A 17,778-nucleotide genomic window follows, 5' to 3' on the forward strand; every position below is an offset into this window, starting at 1 on the left:
TCGTCGCGCCGACGGCCGCGCGGGGCCGGGCGGCGGTCAGGGGAAGGAGACCACCGTGGACGGCACGGTCGAGGTGCCCGACGTGGGGGAGCCGGTGGAGTTGATGACGTGCGCGTACTGGCCCTGGCCGCCGAGCGAGACGACGAGCAGATGGTGGAACTTCACGCCCGCCTTGTTCGGCGCCGCGAAGCCGTGTTCCTGCACGATGCTCGGCGCGACGTTGTAGTAGCAGTAGCTGCCCAGGCCCCAGCCCTCGTGGGTGTTGACGGAGTCGGCGACCTTGTACGCCGCGTAGCCCCTGATGCTGCCGTTCTGGATGGCGGCCTGGCTGGGCGCGTCGTACGCCTTCTCGTTCTGGAAGAAGATCGTGCGCCCGCGCTCGCCGTTCCACTGCACGTCGTACTTGTTGAAGTGCTCCACGAACAGCCCGGTGGCCAGCACGTCGGCGCCGTTGACGACGACGCCGTAGTCGGCCCGGTTCGTCTCCCAGCCGACGCCCTCGCCGTGGTCGGCGCGCCACACCCACGTGTGGTCGACAATCGTGTGCCTGCTGTTGACGACCATGCTGGTGGTGGCCTTGCCCGCGCCCGCGCCGCCGATCCGGATGAACACGTCCTGGACGGTGGTCGGGTTGCCGGAGTGCGCGGTGTTCGCGCCCGAGGGGCCGATCTCGACGAGCGTGGCGGAGTTCTGCGGCCCGGCGTCGACGAGGAGGCCCGCCAGCCGGATGCCGTCCACGTCGGCGGTCTTGAGCGCGGTCACCCCGCCGTCCGGGATGAGTGTCGCGTAGCCGAGGCCGAGGACCACGGTGTTCGCGCGCTTCACCTCGATGGCGCGGTCGAGGTGGTAGATGCCGGGGGTGAGCAGGAGGTGGAGGCCCCGGTCGAGCGCGGCGTTGAGGGTGGCCGCGCTGTCGCCCTGCTTGGCGACGTAGAAGGCGGAGAGGGAGAGCGACTGGCCCTGCGGGGTGCCGCCGCCCCAACTGGTGCCCCGCGCGTTGGTGCGCAGGGCGGGCAGGAAGACCTTGTACTCCGCGCCGTCGAGGTAGAGGAAGGGCTTCTCGCGGGAGTACGGGGTGGTGTCCAGGGTGGTGTACGGAGGGTCGGGGAAGGTGTTGCCGGGGGCGCCCTCGACGCCGGAGTAGACCATGTTCCACACGGCGTTGAGCCAGCCGCCGACATAGCTGTCGCGCGTGTACCACTGCTGCTGGCTGTACGGCTGTACGGTGCCGTCGACGCGGCTGTCGGCGATGTAGCCGCCGCTGGCCCAGCCGTATCCGTTGGGCGCGAGGTTCAGATTGCCGCGCACGTGCATCCGGCGGAACGGGGCCGCCTGCGAGACCGCCCAGCGGTTGGTTCCGTTGACGGGGGAGAGGGACAGGTTCTCGGCCGAACGCCAGAAGTTCTGGGTGGCGTTGCCGTTGAACCAGCCCGCGTCGACGGTGACGTCGCCGTTGATGTGGGTGGCGTCGGGGGTCAGCCCGAGGCCCATGATCGAGGTGTAGAAGCCGATCTGCGCGTTGAGGCCGTTGTACGTGCCGGGCTTGAACAGCAGCGCGTAGCGGCCGGTGCCGAACTGCGCCGACTCCTGCCGCTTGAACACCTCGTCCAGCTTGGCCTGGATGCCCGCGGTGGACGGGTCGAAGACGATCACGTTCGGGCCGAAGTCCGGCGCCAGGGCGTTCGCGGGCCGAGGCCGGGCGGCGGGGGCCGCGGCCGGTCGCGGCGCTGCGGTCGCGGGGGAGGCGGCGTTCGCGGCGAGCATGCCGGCGGCCGGGACCGCCAGCGCTGCGGCGAGCGCCGCGCGGCGGGAGACGGCGGATCTCTCGGTGGACGTGCCGGGCTGAGGAAGGTTCGACGTCATGTCAACTCTCTCTGGTGGGGGGTGGATTCGGCGGACGTTCCGGGCGTGCGCGTGTTCACAACATGAACGGTGATCCGTGAGAGAGCGCTCTCTGGCGTTGGATAGTTGTGGCTTGGATGAGACACGTCAAGGGGGTGCGCACGATGTCACGCGGAACTCGGCGCACCCGGCCGAACCGGCGGCCGGGCACGCCGGTTGGCGCCACGGGCTCCCACGTGGGGCTATAAAGGGTCGATGACTGCCGACGCGCCGCGGCCCGGCCGCCCGGTGACCCTGGAGGACGTGGCCCGCGCCGCGGGGGTGTCGCGGGCCACCGTCTCCCGTGTCGTCAACGGCACACCCACCGTCGACCCGGCGCTGCGCCGCAAGGTCGAGGACGCCGTCGAGGCCACCGGCTACGTGCCCCACCAGGCGGCCCGCTCCCTGGTGACCCGGCGGACCGACTCCGTCGCCCTGGTGATCTCCGAACGGGAACGGCGCCCCGTCGCGGCCCCCTTCGTCGGCCGGATGTTCACCGACCCCCACTTCGGGCGGGTGGTCGGCGGCCTCCTGGACGTGCTGCGCCCGGCCGGGGTGCAGATGCTGCTGATGCTGGTGGACGACGAGGCGTCACGCCGCCAGTTCGTGTCCTACGTGCGGCAGGGCCACGTCGACGGCGCGGTCCTCGTCTCCTCGCACGCCGCCGACCCGCTGCCCCGGCTCCTCGCCGAGAGCGGGCTGCCCGCGGTGCTCTCCGGGCGTCCGGCGCGGGAGGTTCCGCTGCCGTATGTGGAGGTGGACCAGCGGGCGGGGGCGCGGCTGGCCGTCGGCCATCTGCTCTCCCGGGGCCGCCGCCGGATCGGCACGATCGCCGGACCGCAGGACATGCCCGCCGCCCAGGAGCGGCTCGAAGGCTTCCGCGACGCGCTCGCCGCGCACGGTGTCACCGACGCGCCCTGGGCTGAGGCGGACTTCACGCGCGCTGGCGGCGCCGCCGCGATGCGTCGGCTCCTGGCGGAGCGTCCGGACCTGGACGGCGTGTTCGTCGCCTCGGATCTGATGGCACAGGGCGCGCTCCAGACACTGCTGCGCGCGGGCGTCGGCGTCGGGCTGCCGCCGGGCGACGTGTCGGTGGTCGGCTTCGACGACAGCGAGGCGGCCGTGGCCTGCGAACCGCCCCTGACCACGGTCCGCCAGCCGGTGGAGGAGATGGCCGCCGAACTGGCCCGGCTGCTGCTGGCGCGTATCAGGGAACCGGAGCGGGAGCGGGGGAGCGCGCCGGGGTCCAGGGTGTTCCGGCCGGTGCTGGTGGAGCGGGGGTCGGCGTAGGCGGTTCCCCTTCGGGGCTCGGCCGCCCCGGCCGCTCCCGGGCGGGCGCGGGTTGGGGCCCGTCCGGCAACTGGCGCTGTCCCCCCCGGCTACCGCCGGGAGGCGGTGCGTGCAGTCGCAAAGCGGAGGACGTCCTCGCAGCGGGCTGCTCGGCCGGTTCGGCAACGCGGCGGACGTGCGTGCCGGGTGCCCCCGGCCACCGCTGGGGGCACCCCCCCGGGCCGGGCGCGAGTGGTCGGACAGGCCCCAGCTCCGTCACCCCTCCGCGTCCCCCAGCCGCAGCATCACCTTGCTGCTCCCCGCCGCCGGGTCGGCGGCGACGGTCAGTGCCTCCTCGGCCCGGGTCAGGGGGAAGCGGTGGCTGATGACCGGGGTGACGTCGAGGCCGTCGCGCAGCGCTGTGAGGGCCGTGTCGATCTCGTCGACGAAGCGGTAGGAGCCGATCCAGGTGAGTTCGCGGGTGACCAGGTCGCCCAGGGTCGCAGGGGCGGCCGTGCCGGGCAGGTTGCCCACCTGGACGACGGTGCCGCCGCGCGCCGTCGCACGCAGCACCGGGCCCAGCGCGGACGGTGCGCCGGACGCCTCGAAGGCCACGTCCACGTCCTCGGGCAGCGGTTCGCCGCGCGAGAGGTCGTGGGTGGCGTCGGCGCCCATGGCGCGGGCCACGGCGAGCGAGGAGGCGGAGAGGTCGGCGGCCACGACGCTCGCGGCGCCCCGCAGCCTGGCCGCCGCGACGACGAGGGAGCCGATCGGCCCGGCGCCGTTGACCAGCACCGTACGGCCGCGCAGCGCGGGCACCCGGCCCACGGCGTGCAGGGCGACGGCCAGCGGTTCCGCCAGCGCGCCCGCCTCGGTGCCGACGCCCTCGGGCAGTGCCCTGATCTGCTCGGCCCGCACCGCGCGGTACTCGCTGAAGCCGCCGTCGGTGTGCGGGTCGAAGGCCGCCGAGCCGAAGTAGCGGATGTGCGGGTAGAGGTTGGTGCGCCCGGCGATGGTGCTGGGCAGCGCGCCGTCGCCGACCAGCTCCGCAGGGTGGACGGTGACGGGCTGCCCCTCGGCGAGCCCCGTCACGCCGGGCCCGAGCGCGGCGATCCGGCCCGCGACCTCGTGGCCGAGGACGAGGGGGTGGGCGAGCGTGGCGGTGCCGGAGGCGCCCCGCTTCCAGTAGGCGAGGTCGGAGCCGCAGATGCCGCCCCACTCCATGGCCATGAGGACCTCGCCCTCGCCCGGTACGGGGCGGGCGCGCTCGTCGATCCGTACGTCGTCGGGACCGTGCACCACGACGGCCTTCATGACGGCTTTCGTGACGGCCTTCATACCGCGTCCTCCAGGCGGACCAGGTCGCGTCCCCGTGTCTCCGGGGCGAGATACGCGCTGATCAGGGTGATGAGTGAGTAGACGATGAGCATCACGGCGATGGGCCACCAGCTGCCGGTGGCGGCGGTGAGCGTCGCCGCGATGACCGGGCCGACGGCGGTGGCGAGGATGCCGCCGATCTCCTTGGCCAGCGCGAGCTGGGTGAACCGCGTACGGGAGCCGAAGAGTTCGGCCATCGTCACGCTCTCCAGCGAGAACAGCCCGAGCACGCCGATGTTCACGCCGAGGATCATGCCCAGCATCAGCGCGGCGGTGGACCCGGAGGTGATCAGCCACATCACGGGGAAGGCCGTGACGATGGTGAGCACGGTCAGCGCGAGGTAGACGGGGCGGCGTCCGAAGCGGTCGCCGAGCAGGCCGACGAGGGGGACGGTGACGAACCCGGCGAGCGAGCCGTACACGATCGCGTCCGTGGGGACGGACCGGCCGACGGCGAGGTTGGTGGCGATGTAGCCGACGAGGAACGTCTGGAGCAGGCCGGAGTTGCCCGCCTGCCCGAAGCGCAGGCCCAGGGTGAGGAAGAACGCCTTGCCCTTGCGCTGGCGGATGCCCGCCTCCAGCACACCGGCCTTGCGGTCCGTCGTGTCTCCGGTGCTCTTGGCGTTGTCCGCGCCGCTTCCGCCGTTCGCGTCGCCAGTGCCCTCCGTGCTGTCCGTCGCCGCGAGCGTGGACTCGACCTCGTCGCGCGTCATCGCGACGCCGTCCACCACGTCGGGCCGCTCCTCGAAGACCGGGCTCTCCTTGAGCCCCGTACGCAGCCACACCGCGAAGATCATCAGCCCGAAGCTGAGCAGGAAGGGCAGCCGCCAGCCCCAGGAGAGCAACTGCTCCTCGCTCAGGACGGCGAGCAGCACGGCCCAGAGCCCCGAGGCCGCGAGCGTCCCCGAGTTGGTGCCGAGCGACACCAGCGAGGAGACCAGTCCGCGCCGCTTGACGGGCGCGTACTCGGCCAGCATCACCGTCGCCCCCGCGATCTCGGCGCCCGCGCCGAAGCCCTGGACGAGCCGGAGGACGACGAGGAGGACGGGCGCGAGGATGCCGATCATCGAGTAGGTGGGCAGGACGCCGATGAGGGTGGTGGAGGCGCCCATCAGCAGGATGGTGATGTAGAGGACCTTCTTGCGGCCGAGGCGGTCGCCCATCCGGCCGAAGTAGACGGCGCCCGCGAGCCGGGCGACGTAGCCGACGCCGTAGGTGCCCATCGCGGCGATCAGGCCCATCGCGGGGCTGACGTCAGGGAAGAAGATCTTGTTGAAGACGATGGCTGCGGCCAGCGAGTAGAGCTGGAAGTCCATGAACTCCATGGCCGTGCCGAGCCAGCCGGAGACGGCGGCCTTGGTGAGATCGCGTGTGGTGCGTGTGGTGCGTGTGGTGCCTGTGGTGTTCTGTGTGCCGCGTGGCGGGGTGCCCGAGGGCTCCGCTGCGGTGGCGCTGTGCTGCATCGTGAACTCCGTTGTCCGTGCACTGCGTGGAGGGTCGGGGGCGGGGGTGTCAGATGTCGACGCGGCCTGCCCGTAGCGCGGGAAGCCGGTCCGCGACGGCCGTGACCAGCGCGGTGTCCTCCGCCAGGTCCGCCGCGCCCAGGACCCGCAGGAGCGCGCCGACGACGTCTGCCGGTCGCTTCCCCGGTCCCCAGCAGGCGGCGAGCGCGTCCCGCGCGGGGTCGGTGACCCCCTCGGTGACGCTCCCGGTCCCGTCGTCGCAAGGGCGCGTGGTGTGCGCCCAGCCCGCGAGGGCGAGTTCGAGCACCGGGCTGCCCGCGCCACGCGCGCGCAGCTCCCGCAGCGCGGGCAGCCACCGCTCCGTGATCTTCAGCGAGGCGTCGGAGCCGATCTGCCGCAGCAGATGCCGCATCGCGGGGTTGCGGAAGCGCGCGACGAGGTCGTCGGCGTACGCGCCCGTATCGGGGCCGCCCACGGGGAGCGTCGGGGCGATCTCGGCGCACAGTGCCCGCACGAGGCGCTCGCCCCAGTCGGCCGCCATGGCGTCGGCGATCGTGGTGCGGCCGACGGCCAGACCGAGGTGGGCGAGGGCCGAGTGGGAGCCGTTGAGCAGCCGCAGCTTGGTGAGCTGGTAGGGCGCGGCGTCCGGGACGAACAGGGCGCCGTCCAGCTCCCACGGGGGGCGCGGCGCGGCGAAGGAGTCCTCCAGCACCCACTGCCGGTAGGGCTCGCCCGCGACGGGGAGCGCGTCGCGCACACCGAGCGCCGCGCCCGCGGCGTCGCGGTCGGCGTCCGTCGCGGCGGGCACGATCCGGTCCACGACCGTCGAGGGGAAGGCGACGGCCAGGGCCAGCCGGTCCAGCACCGTGGCGCGGTCGGGCCAGGAGCTGGCGCGGACGTAGTCGTGGACCAGCCGTTCCAGCGCGGCGCCGTTGTCCGCCATGTTGTCGCAGGACACGACGGTGACCGGGGGCGCCCCCGCGCGCATCCGGGCCGCGAGGCCCGTGGCCAGGCGCCCGACCACGGTGCCGAGGGCGGCGCCGGAGGGGGCCGCGAGGTCGGCGGCGACGGGCGGCGCCGACGCGTCCAGGCCACCGGTGCGCGGCGACCGGTGGTACCCCTTCTCCGTGACGGTCAGGGTCACCACCGTCACCTCGGGGTCGGCGAGCAGCGCGTCGACGGCCGCGGCGTCCGCGCCCATGTGCAGCGCGCCGGTGACGGCGCCGACGACGCGCGTCGCGCAGCCGCCGGGCCGCCACTCGCCGCCGGGCCGACGCCCGTTGAGTCCGTCGAGTTCGGTGAGGGAGTACAGGCAGTCCTGGCCCCGCAGGGCGCGCACCGTCTCCGCCGAGCGGGGCGCCACGGCGGTGATGCCCCAGGGCTGCCCGGAGCGGGCCGCGGCGTTCTCGGTGTAGACGGCCTGGTGGGCGCGGTGGAAGGCGCCGAGCCCGAAGTGCACGACGCGGGTGCGCAGTTCGGCGGGGTCGACGGCGGGACGCTGACCGGGCGCGAGCCGGGGCAGCGCCGCACGGCTCAGGGACTGGGGCTGGTGCTGGGGCTGGTGCTGGGGGAGTGCGTCGGCGCTCACCAGTCGTGCACCGAACCGTCGAGGCGCCGCGCGACCGGCAGATAGCGCTGCTGGTACGGGAAGCGCTCGGCGGCCTTCTCGTCGTACTCGACGCCGAGCCCGGGCTCCTCCGAGGGGTGCAGCATCCCGCCGGCGAACGTGGCACCGCCGTGGAAGACCTCCGCCGCCTCGTCGGGATGGCCCATGTACTCCTGGATGCCGAAGTTCGGCACGGTGACATCGAGATGCACGGCAGCGGCCATGCTCACGGGCGAGAGGTCCGTCGCGCCGTGGGAGCCGGTGCGCACGTGGTAGAGCGCGGCGAGGTCGAAGATCCGCCGCAGATGCGTGATGCCGCCCGCGTGCACGACGGTGGTGCGCACATAGTCGATGAGCTGCTCGGTGATCAGATGCTGGACGTCCCAGATCGAGTTCAGCACCTCGCCGACCGCGATCGGGGTCGTGGTGTGCTGCCGGATCAGGCGGAACGCCTCCTGGTTCTCGGCCGGGGTAGGGTCCTCCATCCAGAACAGGCGGCAGCTCTCGACGCTCTTGCCGAACCTGGCCGCCTCGATCGGGGTGAGCCGGTGGTGCACGTCGTGCAGGAGGTGGAAGCCGAATCCGAACCGCTCCCGCACCGCCTCCAGGTAGGTGGGCGCGAAGTTCAGATACGCCTCGGTGTCCCAGGGCTGCTCGTCGGGCAGCTCCGTCGCCGCGGGCTCGTAGACCTTGCCCTTGCGGACGCCGTAGGTGCCGCCGACGTCGGGGACGGCGGCCTGCGCCCTTACGGCCTTGTAGCCCAGCTCCAGATAGCGCTCGACGTCGTCCAGCAGGGAGGGCACGTCGGTGCCGCTGGCGTGCGAGTAGACCAGCACGCCGTCCCGGGAGCGCCCGCCGAGGAGCTGGTAGACGGGCATCCCGGCCGCCTTGCCCTTGATGTCCCACAGCGCGGTGTCTACGGCGGAGACCGCCGTCATGGTGACGGGCCCGCGCCGCCAGTAGGCGCCGCGGTAGAGGTACTGCCACATGTCCTCGATGCGGTCGGCGTCCTTGCCGATCAGCAGGGGGACCACGTGGTCGCGCAGATAGGCGGCGACGGCCAGCTCGCGGCCGTTCAGCGTGGCGTCACCGAGGCCGGTCACACCGTCCGTCGTGGTGATGCGCAGCGTGACGAACGTGCGGCCCGGCGAGGCGACGAACACCTCGGCGCGCTCGATCTTGCTCACAGACGGATCTCCTTCACGGGCTTGCGGCTGACGGGTGTGGGTGGGCTGAGCGACTCCGCACCGGGCGTCCCTGTCGGGCACCACTAGTATACAAGCACTTGTGTTTCAGTACGGCAATACCAGAGTCGCCACGTTTTTACGCGCACGTCGTCGGAGAACATCGCAGATCAGAGGCCCGTCGACGCGCCGGAGCGCCGCACGAGAGCCCGGCGAGGGGCCCGGGAGAGCCGTCGAACGTGCCGGGCGGAGGCACGCTCAGCTATACGATGGGCGCATGGCTCAATCGAACCGGCGGACGAGTCGGCGGGCGATCTACACGACGCTGCGCCAGATGGTCCTCACCCTCGAACTCCCGCCGGGTGCCGCCCTTTCGGAGAACGAACTCGCGGCCTCGCTCGGCGTGAGCCGCACGCCCGTGCGCGAGGGGCTGATCCTGCTCGCGCAGGAGGGGCTGGTGCAGGTCTTCCCGCAGATCGGCTCGTTCGTCTCGCGGGTGGACCCGGCGCAGGTGGCCGACGCCCAGTTCCTGCGGGAGGCCGTCGAGCTGGCCTCCCTGGAGGACCTGCCGGCCGAGCTGGACGAGGCGGTCGTCGGCGAACTGCGCGGCAACCTGGAACAGCAGCGGCGCGAGGACCTCGGCCTGGAGGAGTTCTTCGCGCTGGACGAGGCGTTCCACCAGGGCCTGATGCGCCTCAGCGGCCACGGCAACGCCTGGACGACCGTCGCCGCCGCGAAGGGCCACCTGGACCGGGCCCGCCGCCTGGGCCTCTACGAGAATGTGTCGCCCGCCGTGTTCGCCGCCCAGCACGACGAGATCTTCGACGCGGTCGTCGGCGGCGACGTCCCGCTCGCCCGCGCCGCCATGCGCACCCACCTGCGCGCCGTCTTCAACGACATCGAGCGCATCCGCGCCCACTCGCCCGAGCTGTTCGCGGCCAACTCGGAGACGGTGCCGGTGCGGCGGAGCGTCGTCGTCTGGGAGTAGCTCCGGGAGCCGTGACGGAGACCTTCTCGACGGGGCCCTTCGACGGAGACCTCCCGGAGGCCCGTTCCGGCGGGCCCCCGGGAGGGGCAGAGGGGGTTACGGGACGCGGGAGTCCGTCGTCAGCCGAAGTCCACGTCGCTGCACAGGTAGTACGCCTGGTCCATGTGCGACGCCTGCCAGATCGTGTAGACGACATGGCGCCCTGAGTACCCGGACGTGTTCACGTTGATCGCGTAGTTCTGACTGGGCGCGTATCTGCCGGTCTCGGCGACCAGTTGCAGGTCGTCCCAGCCCATGGCCTCGGTGGTGGGGTCGAAGCCCTGACGGGTGACGTAGACCTTGAAGTAGTCGGCGCCATGACTGGCCTGGTCGTAGAGCTGCACGGTGAAGTTGTCGGACACGGGTGTCGTCTTCCACGGGCCCACCGCGTCGAGCGAGTTGTAGCGCCCGCCTTCCGTCCGGCCTCCGCTGCACAGCTGCCCGTTCGGGACGGCGGCCTGGTGGTTGCCGCCGACGCCGTTGCGGTACAGCCCGTTCCAGTTCCACATCGCGTTCGGGTTGTCCTGCCACGCCTGCCAGCACATGGGGTCTTCCTGCGCCATGTCGGGGTTCTGGAAATCGTCGCCCCAGCGGTCCCAGCAGCCGTAGTTGCGGGAGGCGGGATCGACGACCGAACCGTGGGCCGAGGCGGTCCCGGACCAGGACAGCAGGCAGAGCAGCGCCGCGGACAGCAGCGTCAGCACGCGGAGGGGCCAGCTCACACGCCTGACGCGTCTGGCGCGATCATGACAATCGGTACGCATGGGTGGGTCTCCGTTCTCCGTGGGGGTGGGTGTGCGGGTAGTGGGAGCGCTCCCATTGCGGAGGGTATTACTCCTCGGGGGAGTGTTGAAGCGTGTAATCAAGCCATGGGGCGGGACGGGGTGGAGGGGCGGCGCGGTGGGTGCGGTGCTGGCAGATTTCGTTATCTGTTAGTTGATATCCGTCACCTGTTATCTGATAACTGTCAGCCGTCGCCGACTGCGACGGTCATGCCGCGCAGCGCGTAGCTGTCGATGGCCTCCTGGAAAGTGAGGCGGGGCTCGGAACGCAGCCGTATTCCGGGTTCGGCGAAGAGGCGGCTGAGGAAGATGTCCGTCTCCAGGATCGCGATGTGGGCTCCGGGGCATCTGTGCGGGCCGTCTCCGAAGGAGAGCCCGGAGGCGACGGCGAGGCCGTTGACTGAGCGTTGCGGGCGGAGGCATTCGGGCTGCTGTCCGACCGCGCGCGGGTCGGTGTTGGCACTGTCGATGAGCAGCTCGACCAGCTCCCCGGAGGGCACCGTCACCGTCCCGTCGGTGCTCCGGACGTCGAGCGGCGCGGTGGTACGGCGGCGGAGGCGGCCGATGACCGGTTCGAGCCGGAGCAGTTCGTGCAGCACCGCGAGGCGTTCGTCCTCGTCGGCCGCGCGGTAGCGGCGGAGCAGCGCCTCGTCGGAGAAGAGGTGCCAGGCCGCGACGGTGACGAACTCCCGCGTGGTGAACATCCCCGCCGCCGCGAACGACAGGCACTCGCCGAGGATCTCCGGGCTCGTGCACCCCTCGTCCAGCAGGTGCGAGATGAGGTCGTCGCGGCGCGCCCGGCGGTGGGCCCTGATGGCGGGGCGTACGTCGGCGACGTAGAAGCGCAGCCAGTTCGAGTTCTGCCGCACCACCCAGCGGATGCCCTCGACGCTGGTGAAGCCGGGTGTGCCGAACCGCTCGGGAACGAAGCGTTCCAGTCGGCGCCGGAGGCCCGGTCCGCCCTCGGTCAGGCCGATCACGGAGGCGGCCACTCCGATGGCGAGGTGGAAGCTCAGGTCGGCCAAGTCGGCCTCGCCCGCCGCGCGCAGCTTCGCGAGCTCTGCCTCCGCGATCCTGATCATCGTCGGGCGGTACTCCTGGGAGACGCGGCGCGGGGTGAAGAACCGCGCGGTCTGCCGACGGTGTTCGCGGTGTTCGGGGCCGTCGCGGTACAGGACGGGGCGCCGCACGCGCGCGGGCAGCTTGCGCACCGTCTCGATGCCGAGGCCCGCCTGCACCGTGACGGTGCTGCGCAGCACGGTGCGCGCCTCGTCGTAGCCGCGTACCCGCCAGACGCCGTCGGAGCCGCGGCGCACGGGGCAACCGTCGGCGGCGGGGCCCGGATCGGCCGCAGATGCCGGTGCCGGTGCCGGTGCCGGTCCAGGTCCCGGCCCGGGTACCTGGCCCGACCCGGGTGCCGCTCCCGCGCCGGGTGCCGGTGCCGCTTCGGGGGCCAGCTTCCGGTGGATCTTGCGTGTGCCCAGTACGTCACCGCTCACCGCGGCACCTCCCTGGTCCCGGCCCCTGGCCCCGGCCCGCGGGGGCCGACCGTAGCCCGTCGGCGGGTCTCCGTCAGCGCGACTTCACGCCTGGGTCCGGAGGGCTCGGCCCGCTTCGCCGGCAGGGTCAGCCCTGTGCCTCGGCCCACGCGGACAGTTCGGACTCGGCGGCGGCCAGCAGGCCGGGCGACGGGGACGACGCGCCGTTGGTGACCAGCGCCGCGTGCGGGGTGCCCGCGGGCGCGGACGAGGTGAGCAGCAGGCGGCGGCTGCCGGTGCCGCCGGGCTCGGGGGCGACGGCGACGGGCGTGGTCCGCGTGTAGGCGGGCGGCCCGTGGACGGTGCCGAGGTCGGAGACGACGGTGGTGTCGCCGGTGCCGAAGGACGCGGGCAGGTGCAGCTCGGTCGGCGCCTCCTTGCCGTCGGACCGCCACAGCAGGACGCCGTACTGCCCCGATCCCACCAGTTCCGCGAGGTGCGGCAGGGAGTCGGGCACGGGGTTCCAGGTGAGGGCGGCGGAGCCGTCGCGCGAGCGGTCCTCGTAGGTGAAGCCGAGGGTGCGGCCCGCGGTCGCGGCGGGGTACAGGCGGTCGAGGAGGCGGGCGTCCTGGCGCAGTTCGGCCTTGCCGGAGTCGTCGAGGCGGACGGCGGACAGGTCCTCGTCGTTCCAGGCGTCGCCCTCGGTGCGGACCTTGTCGGGGTTGCCGTTCATCAGCTCGTGGTGGCGGCCGTTGTAGATGTCCCACTGCCACTGCGTACCGGAGAGTACGGGGCCCGAGCCCGTGGGGTCCGACCACCAGTCGGCTCCGGGGAGGCGGGAGTCGAGCGCCTGGTACATCGCCTTGTAGACCGTCGGCGCCTTGTCGGAGACGGCCCCCTTCAGGGGGTGTCCGAACTCGCTGACGACGGCCGCCGTGCCGGAGTCGTCCGCGCGCTCGCGCACGGACTCGAAGTCACCGGTGTACTGGCCGTCGCGCGCCTTGCCCGGCATGAAGACGCCGGAGATGGCCTTCTGGTCGTAGAAGTGGGTGTTGAAGACGTAGCGGGGCCCGAGGGTGCCCGCGTCCAGGAGGCCGCCCTCCTCCTTCTGGAAGGACAGGTTCGCGTTCCAGAAGAGGTTGGGCTCTACGTAGGCGGGCTTGTCCCGCCACCCGGCCGCGTCCATGCGGGCGCGGAACCTCTCGTAGAAGGGCCACAGCACGTCGCGCTCCCACGTGCGGCTGTTCTGGCCGGAGTCGTAGCTGCCCGCGTGGGGTTCGTTGTACGGGTCGAACCCGGCGACGGCCGCGAACTCCTCCGCGCTCAGGTGGTCGGCGAGGTAGGCCATGGTGGTCTCGGCGGTGTCGAGGAACGCGTCCTGGACGCCGTGCTCGTTGTGCCAGAAGTCGTACGTGGCCTGCTTCACGGCCTCGTTCTGGGTGATGTTCTGGCCCCAGAAGAAGCAGATCCCGCAGGACTCCCTCGGATACCCGCCCGCCTCGACGGCCCAGGCCGGGGCCCCGTCGCCGGTGTACCAGCTCTCCTCGTGGAACAGATGGCGCGAGTAGAGGTCCTGGTGGAAGTCGGGGAAGACGCGGATCCCGGCGTCGAGGAAGGCGCGCATCTGCGCTGTGACGTCGGCGAGGTACGCGGTGTCCACCTGTCCGCGTTCCGGTTCGGCGTGTGCCCAGGACAGCAGGAAGCGCACGGTGTTGCCGCCGCCGAGGGCGCGCAGCGCCGCCGCGGACTTCTCGGCGTCGGCGACGGAGGCGAAGGGCAGGCCGCCGTTCTCCTCCAGCTTGGTCTCGCCGGAGACGTTGTAGCCGCGCAGCACCGCCTCGCGGCCGAGCCCGTCCGTGAAACGGCCGTCTTCGGCGGTGAGGGTGGCCGTGGCGGGGCCGTCGAACCACAGGGAGTCGGGGAGGGCTTCGGCGGTGCGGGGTCCGGCGGCCGGGGACGTGGGCGCGGGCGCGGATGAGGGCGGGGATGAGGGCGGGGACGCGGATGACGGCGGGGCGCCCGCGAACGTCAGCAGCCCAGTGAGGAGCGCGGCCAGCGCGGCGGCGAGGGGGTGGCGGGGTGGTCGGTGGTGACGGGGCGGATGGGGCGGACGAGACGGGCGGGGCGGTCGAGGGGGACGGGAGGGGCGGTGGGCCCAGCGGAAACCACGGAACGCACGTCGTCCATGCACACGCCTATTCGCCATGGCCATTACAATTCCGGGCTCGCGGGAGCCCCGTCAACACCTCCCGCGCTTACCCGCAACACGGGCGTCTTCGGCCCGTGGCCGGTGTGGCGGTGCCACAGGCGGCGCGGTGAGGGGCAGGGTGGGGGACCGTTCTTGTCCGTTCCGTCCGACTGCTCCCCTTCGCCCCCCGACTCCCGACCCCCTGGCCCCGACCCCCCCCGGGGTCCCGAATCCCCACTGTCAGCCAACCTCCGCCCGCGATCCGGAGACGCACGATGCCCCGTCCCCCGCTCAGGCCCATCCGGTCACTCCGGCCGGTCCGGCCCCTCAGTCCGGCGCCGAAGGACGGCCGGGCCCGCCCCGTGACCGTGGCCGCCACGGTGAGCCTCCTGCCGCTCTGCGCCGCCGTGTTCCTCCTGGACATGGCCCTCGTCCTCGGGCGCCGTACCGACTTCGTCGACCGGCCCGTGCTGACCGGGGCCGTCGCGTCCCGTCACCAGGCCCTCGACGGGCTGATGACGTTCGCCACCGACAACTCGAAGGTCCCGCTGATCATCGTCTCCGTGCTGGCCACCGCGCTGCTCGGGCTGCGCGCCCGCTCGTGGCGTCCGGTGCTGCTGGTGGGCGGAGCGGGTGCGCTGTCGGTGGCGGCTGCCACACTCGTCAAGGAACTCACGGACCGGACCCGCCCGCCCGCCTCCTTCTGGGCCGTCCCGGAGAGCGGCTTCTGCTTCCCCTCCCGGCACACCACGATCGCCGTGGCCGTGCTGCTGGTGCTGGCCTACGTCTTCGCGGGCCATCTGCGCGCCCGCTCGCGTGCCGCCGCCCTCGCCGTATGGGCGGGGGCGCTGGGCCTGGCGCTGCTGGTGGGCGTCAGCCGCGTGTATCTGGGCGTGCACTGGGCCACCGATGTGCTGGGCGGCTTCGCACTCGGGGCCGTCGTGGCCCTGCTGCTGATCGTCCCGGACACGGTACGGCGGCACCGGGGGCGGCAGCGCCCCTGGCGACGCGGTGCCGACTGGAGCCGCAGCACCCTTCCGCCCGTGCCCTGAGCACGGGCCCCTGAGCGCGCCCCGGCGCGGGCCTCAGCGCTGGAGGGGGCCGGGACCGGAACCGGACCGGGGGCCGGTGAGGCGGGCCCCGTCCGGGCGCGGGCGGCGCGTGCCGGTCCATTGATCACACGATCGTGGGGCCGGACGCACGCTGGAACGGTTCGCCTGCGCGGCCTGTGCGTACGGTCCCCGGCATGGACGACCCCATGACGGCCAGGGCAGCCGTGGTCACCGAACTCCGGCTCTCCTCCTACCGTTCCCTCCGTGGCCTCGTCGTCCCCCTCACCCCCGTCACGCTGCTGACGGGACCCAGCGGAAGCGGCAAGTCCACCGTCCTGGAGGCGTACGAAGCACTCGCGCGCCTCGGCGGCGGCGAAGCGCTCGGCGAGGTCTTCGGCACCGTGAGCGGCGGCCCTTCCGCCTACGTACCGCAGCGCGCACGCCCCGACGGCCAGGGCAGACGCGGCTTCCGGCTCGGCTGCACCGTCGACGGCCCGGCGGGCACGGTCCACTTCGACATCGCCGTCCAGGCCGAACCCGAACTGCGCATCGCGGGCGAGCGGCTGACGGGCGTCGGCGGCCGGGCGCTGCTGTCCACCGCGCTGCGCGATCCCGCCCGCCGCACCGTCCAGGCCGAGTGGCACACAGCGGGCGCCACCCGCGTCACACGCGCCCCGCTCCCCGACGACCGGCTCGGCACGGCACTGCTGCCCCTGCGCGTCGCGGGCACCACCGAGGGGCAGCGGCACGTGCTCGCCGCCGCCGAACAGGTCGTCGTCGCGCTGCGCTCCGCCTTCGCCTGCGACCCGCGCCCCGAGACCATGCGCGATCCGGTCGCCTACGCCGACGGCATGCTGCGCGGCGGCTGCGACAACATGGCGGCGGTGCTGCGCCGTACGCGTACGGAGTGCGGCACCCGGCACGCGGCCCTCGTCGACGCCGTACGTGCGGGCTGCGCGGGCCCCGTCACGGGGCTGACAGCCGACCTGATCACCGTCACGGGGGTCACCGGCGCCAGGGGCGGCATGGGACGGGGGCAGCGCTGCGGCGATCCGCACGACCCCCGGCTCGTACGGGCCCTGGTCGAGCGCGGCCCCGGCACGCCCGGCACGCCCCTGGAATGGCTCGGGGACGGCGAGCTGCGCTACACGGCCCTGGCCCTCGTGCTGCTCACGGGCCCCGGCGTGCTCTCCATGGACCCGGCCGACGAGGTGCTGCCCGCGCGGCAGGCGCTGACCGTCCTCGCGGACGGCATGGACCGGGCCATGGACCGGCGGCAGTCGGCCGAACTGCGGTCGCTGGCCGCGCGCATGGGCAGGCGCGGACACGTCAGGCTGCTGGGCACGGTGCGGGACGCGGATGAGGTGCGGGGCGTGGGTGACGAAGCGGGTGCGGGTGTGGGCGCGGAGGCGGGCGGGGGCCAGGGCGAGGGCAAGGAGGAGGTGGCGGGGGTGTCACTGGTAGACCTGGGGGAGTGAGCGATACCCCTGACACCCCCACATCTGAGATCCCCGCATCCGGCACCCCTGCTTCTGGGATCCCCGCTGCCGACGGCGCCGAAGGCCGCCCCTCGGTGCGCCAACTCCAGGACCGGCTGGCCGAGTTCGCCGCCGCGCGCGACTGGAGGCAGTACCACACGCCCAAGAACCTGGCGGCCGCGCTGAGCGTGGAAGCGGGCGAGCTGGTGGAGATCTTCCAGTGGCTGACGCCCGACGAATCCGTACGCGTGATGGAGAAGCCCGACTCCGCAGCGCGCGTCGAGGACGAGGTGGCTGACGTGCTCGCCTACCTCCTCCAGTTCTGCGAAGTGCTGGGCGTCGACCCGCTCTCCGCGCTCTCCGCGAAGATCGAGAGGAACGAAAAGCGTTTCCCGACCCCCGGAAACGGTCACTCTATGGAGTGACGGAGAAGCCCGCGAAGGGCTTATTATCCACAGATTTCCCAAACCCCCTGGCGGAAGAGCCCATTGGCGGTCACGCTGGGTAGCGACCAGTGGAGGGGGAAGGCAGATGGATGCGGAACGTCTCATCGAAGCCACCCGGTATGCGCTAGCCGAGAGCAAGGCCGTGCCGGACATCGTGGCCGAGGCGTGGCAGGCGCAAGCGCTCGCGGAGGCGGTCGGCAGCCACCTCGCGATAAACGGGCCACCAACGGTCCGTTCCGAGGCCCTCGGCCTCAGCGAAGCGGGCAGCCGTGCCTGCGGTTCGCTCCATCACCCCGCGCTGCGCGCCGACGGCGTGCGTGCCACCCGGCTCACCATGATCGGGGACGCCCGCTGCACTCTCCTCGATCTCGCCGGACTGCTGGGGGAGACGGGTGCGGCCCTCGTCTCCGTCGCGGTCTCGGCGGACGAGGAGGGGTTGTACTGGCAGTGCGTCGAAGCCATCGACGCGGCGGACGAGTCGGGCGATCGCGTCATCGGCATACTCCGCAGACTCGCCCTCCGGGAGAGGGGAGGCGTCGCATGAACA

At 72.7% G+C, this 17,778-nt stretch carries 14 protein-coding genes; 6 read left to right on the top strand and 8 right to left on the bottom strand.

The features are described from left to right. Positions 1–36: 36 nt before the first annotated feature. On the bottom strand, positions 37–1,863 hold the full coding sequence (locus tag ACWGJ2_RS04630; RefSeq protein WP_453344480.1) for a coagulation factor 5/8 type domain-containing protein: 1,827 nt from the start codon (positions 1,861–1,863) through the stop codon (positions 37–39). Positions 1,864–2,097: 234 nt separating this feature from the next. Between ACWGJ2_RS04630 and ACWGJ2_RS04635 the strand changes: the two genes are divergently transcribed. After that, a complete protein-coding gene (locus tag ACWGJ2_RS04635) occupies positions 2,098–3,171 on the top strand; it encodes a LacI family DNA-binding transcriptional regulator (RefSeq protein WP_453344481.1) in 1,074 nt (357 codons plus the stop codon). Positions 3,172–3,426: 255 nt separating this feature from the next. On the opposite strand, the gene ACWGJ2_RS04640 is transcribed toward ACWGJ2_RS04635, so the two are convergent. From ACWGJ2_RS04640 to manD, 4 genes are read right to left on the bottom strand one after another with little or no spacing between them, the layout of a single operon-like run. Further along, positions 3,427–4,488: an L-idonate 5-dehydrogenase gene (locus tag ACWGJ2_RS04640; protein ID WP_453344482.1), complete on the bottom strand. Its 1,062-nt coding sequence runs from the start codon at positions 4,486–4,488 to the stop codon at positions 3,427–3,429. Continuing rightward, positions 4,485–5,990 (bottom strand): MFS transporter, encoded by a 1,506-nt coding sequence (locus ACWGJ2_RS04645; protein ID WP_453344483.1) that lies wholly within the window; start codon positions 5,988–5,990, stop codon positions 4,485–4,487. The genes ACWGJ2_RS04640 and ACWGJ2_RS04645 overlap by 4 nt, the downstream gene beginning before the upstream one ends. A 49-nt stretch (positions 5,991–6,039) precedes the next feature. Next, positions 6,040–7,578 carry a mannitol dehydrogenase family protein gene (locus ACWGJ2_RS04650; protein ID WP_453344484.1) on the bottom strand — a complete coding sequence of 513 codons (1,539 nt, stop codon included), beginning with the start codon at positions 7,576–7,578 and terminating at the stop codon, positions 6,040–6,042. Then, entirely contained in the window at positions 7,575–8,783 is a 1,209-nt protein-coding gene (gene manD, locus ACWGJ2_RS04655; RefSeq protein ID WP_453344485.1) for a D-mannonate dehydratase ManD, read from the bottom strand. The genes ACWGJ2_RS04650 and manD overlap by 4 nt, the downstream gene beginning before the upstream one ends. Positions 8,784–9,057: 274 nt before the next feature. Here manD and ACWGJ2_RS04660 point away from each other — a divergent pair, with 274 nt between their 5' ends. Continuing rightward, on the top strand, positions 9,058–9,768 hold the full coding sequence (locus tag ACWGJ2_RS04660) for a GntR family transcriptional regulator (protein WP_453344486.1): 711 nt from the start codon (positions 9,058–9,060) through the stop codon (positions 9,766–9,768). A gap of 119 nt (positions 9,769–9,887) precedes the next feature. Here ACWGJ2_RS04660 and ACWGJ2_RS04665 read toward each other — a convergent pair whose 3' ends face one another. The 3 genes from ACWGJ2_RS04665 to ACWGJ2_RS04675 form a co-directional block, all read right to left on the bottom strand. Beyond that, a complete protein-coding gene (locus ACWGJ2_RS04665) occupies positions 9,888–10,571 on the bottom strand; it encodes a lytic polysaccharide monooxygenase auxiliary activity family 9 protein (RefSeq protein ID WP_453344487.1) in 684 nt (227 codons plus the stop codon). Between the two features lie 203 nt (positions 10,572–10,774). Beyond that, on the bottom strand, positions 10,775–11,905 hold the full coding sequence (locus tag ACWGJ2_RS04670) for a cytochrome P450 (protein WP_453344667.1): 1,131 nt from the start codon (positions 11,903–11,905) through the stop codon (positions 10,775–10,777). Between the two features lie 310 nt (positions 11,906–12,215). Continuing rightward, positions 12,216–14,102 (bottom strand): cellulase family glycosylhydrolase, encoded by a 1,887-nt coding sequence (locus ACWGJ2_RS04675; RefSeq protein WP_453344668.1) that lies wholly within the window; start codon positions 14,100–14,102, stop codon positions 12,216–12,218. A 515-nt stretch (positions 14,103–14,617) separates the two neighbouring features. Between ACWGJ2_RS04675 and ACWGJ2_RS04680 the strand changes: the two genes are divergently transcribed. The 4 genes from ACWGJ2_RS04680 to ACWGJ2_RS04695 all read left to right on the top strand — a co-directional run bounded on the left by ACWGJ2_RS04680 (position 14,618) and on the right by ACWGJ2_RS04695 (position 17,775). After that, positions 14,618–15,307, top strand: a complete 690-nt coding sequence (locus ACWGJ2_RS04680; RefSeq protein ID WP_453344488.1) for a phosphatase PAP2 family protein — start codon at positions 14,618–14,620, stop codon at positions 15,305–15,307. A gap of 194 nt (positions 15,308–15,501) precedes the next feature. Then, complete coding sequence (locus ACWGJ2_RS04685; RefSeq protein WP_453344489.1) at positions 15,502–16,785, top strand: AAA family ATPase; 1,284 nt, start codon at positions 15,502–15,504, stop codon at positions 16,783–16,785. Positions 16,786–16,844: 59 nt separating this feature from the next. Then, positions 16,845–17,210, top strand: coding sequence for a nucleotide pyrophosphohydrolase (locus ACWGJ2_RS04690; protein WP_453344669.1), 366 nt, complete (start codon positions 16,845–16,847; stop codon positions 17,208–17,210). Positions 17,211–17,316: 106 nt separating this feature from the next. Further along, entirely contained in the window at positions 17,317–17,775 is a 459-nt protein-coding gene (locus ACWGJ2_RS04695) for a DUF6099 family protein (RefSeq protein ID WP_453344490.1), read from the top strand. Positions 17,776–17,778: the final 3 nt, after the last annotated feature.

It is taken from the genome of Streptomyces sp. NPDC054796, from assembly GCF_053611545.1.

Bases quoted from the DNA above. Each gene is read 5' to 3' on its own strand.
- ACWGJ2_RS04630 (WP_453344480.1), bottom strand. From the start codon at position 1,863: ATGACGTCGAACCTTCCTCAGCCCGGCACGTCCACCGAGAGATCCGCC.
- ACWGJ2_RS04635 (WP_453344481.1), top strand. From the start codon at position 2,098: ATGACTGCCGACGCGCCGCGGCCCGGCCGCCCGGTGACCCTGGAGGAC.
- ACWGJ2_RS04645 (WP_453344483.1), bottom strand. From the start codon at position 5,990: ATGCAGCACAGCGCCACCGCAGCGGAGCCCTCGGGCACCCCGCCACGC.
- ACWGJ2_RS04695 (WP_453344490.1), top strand. From the start codon at position 17,317: ATGGATGCGGAACGTCTCATCGAAGCCACCCGGTATGCGCTAGCCGAG.
- ACWGJ2_RS04685 (WP_453344489.1), top strand. From the start codon at position 15,502: ATGGACGACCCCATGACGGCCAGGGCAGCCGTGGTCACCGAACTCCGG.
- ACWGJ2_RS04665 (WP_453344487.1), bottom strand. From the start codon at position 10,571: ATGCGTACCGATTGTCATGATCGCGCCAGACGCGTCAGGCGTGTGAGC.
- ACWGJ2_RS04660 (WP_453344486.1), top strand. From the start codon at position 9,058: ATGGCTCAATCGAACCGGCGGACGAGTCGGCGGGCGATCTACACGACG.
- ACWGJ2_RS04640 (WP_453344482.1), bottom strand. From the start codon at position 4,488: ATGAAGGCCGTCACGAAAGCCGTCATGAAGGCCGTCGTGGTGCACGGT.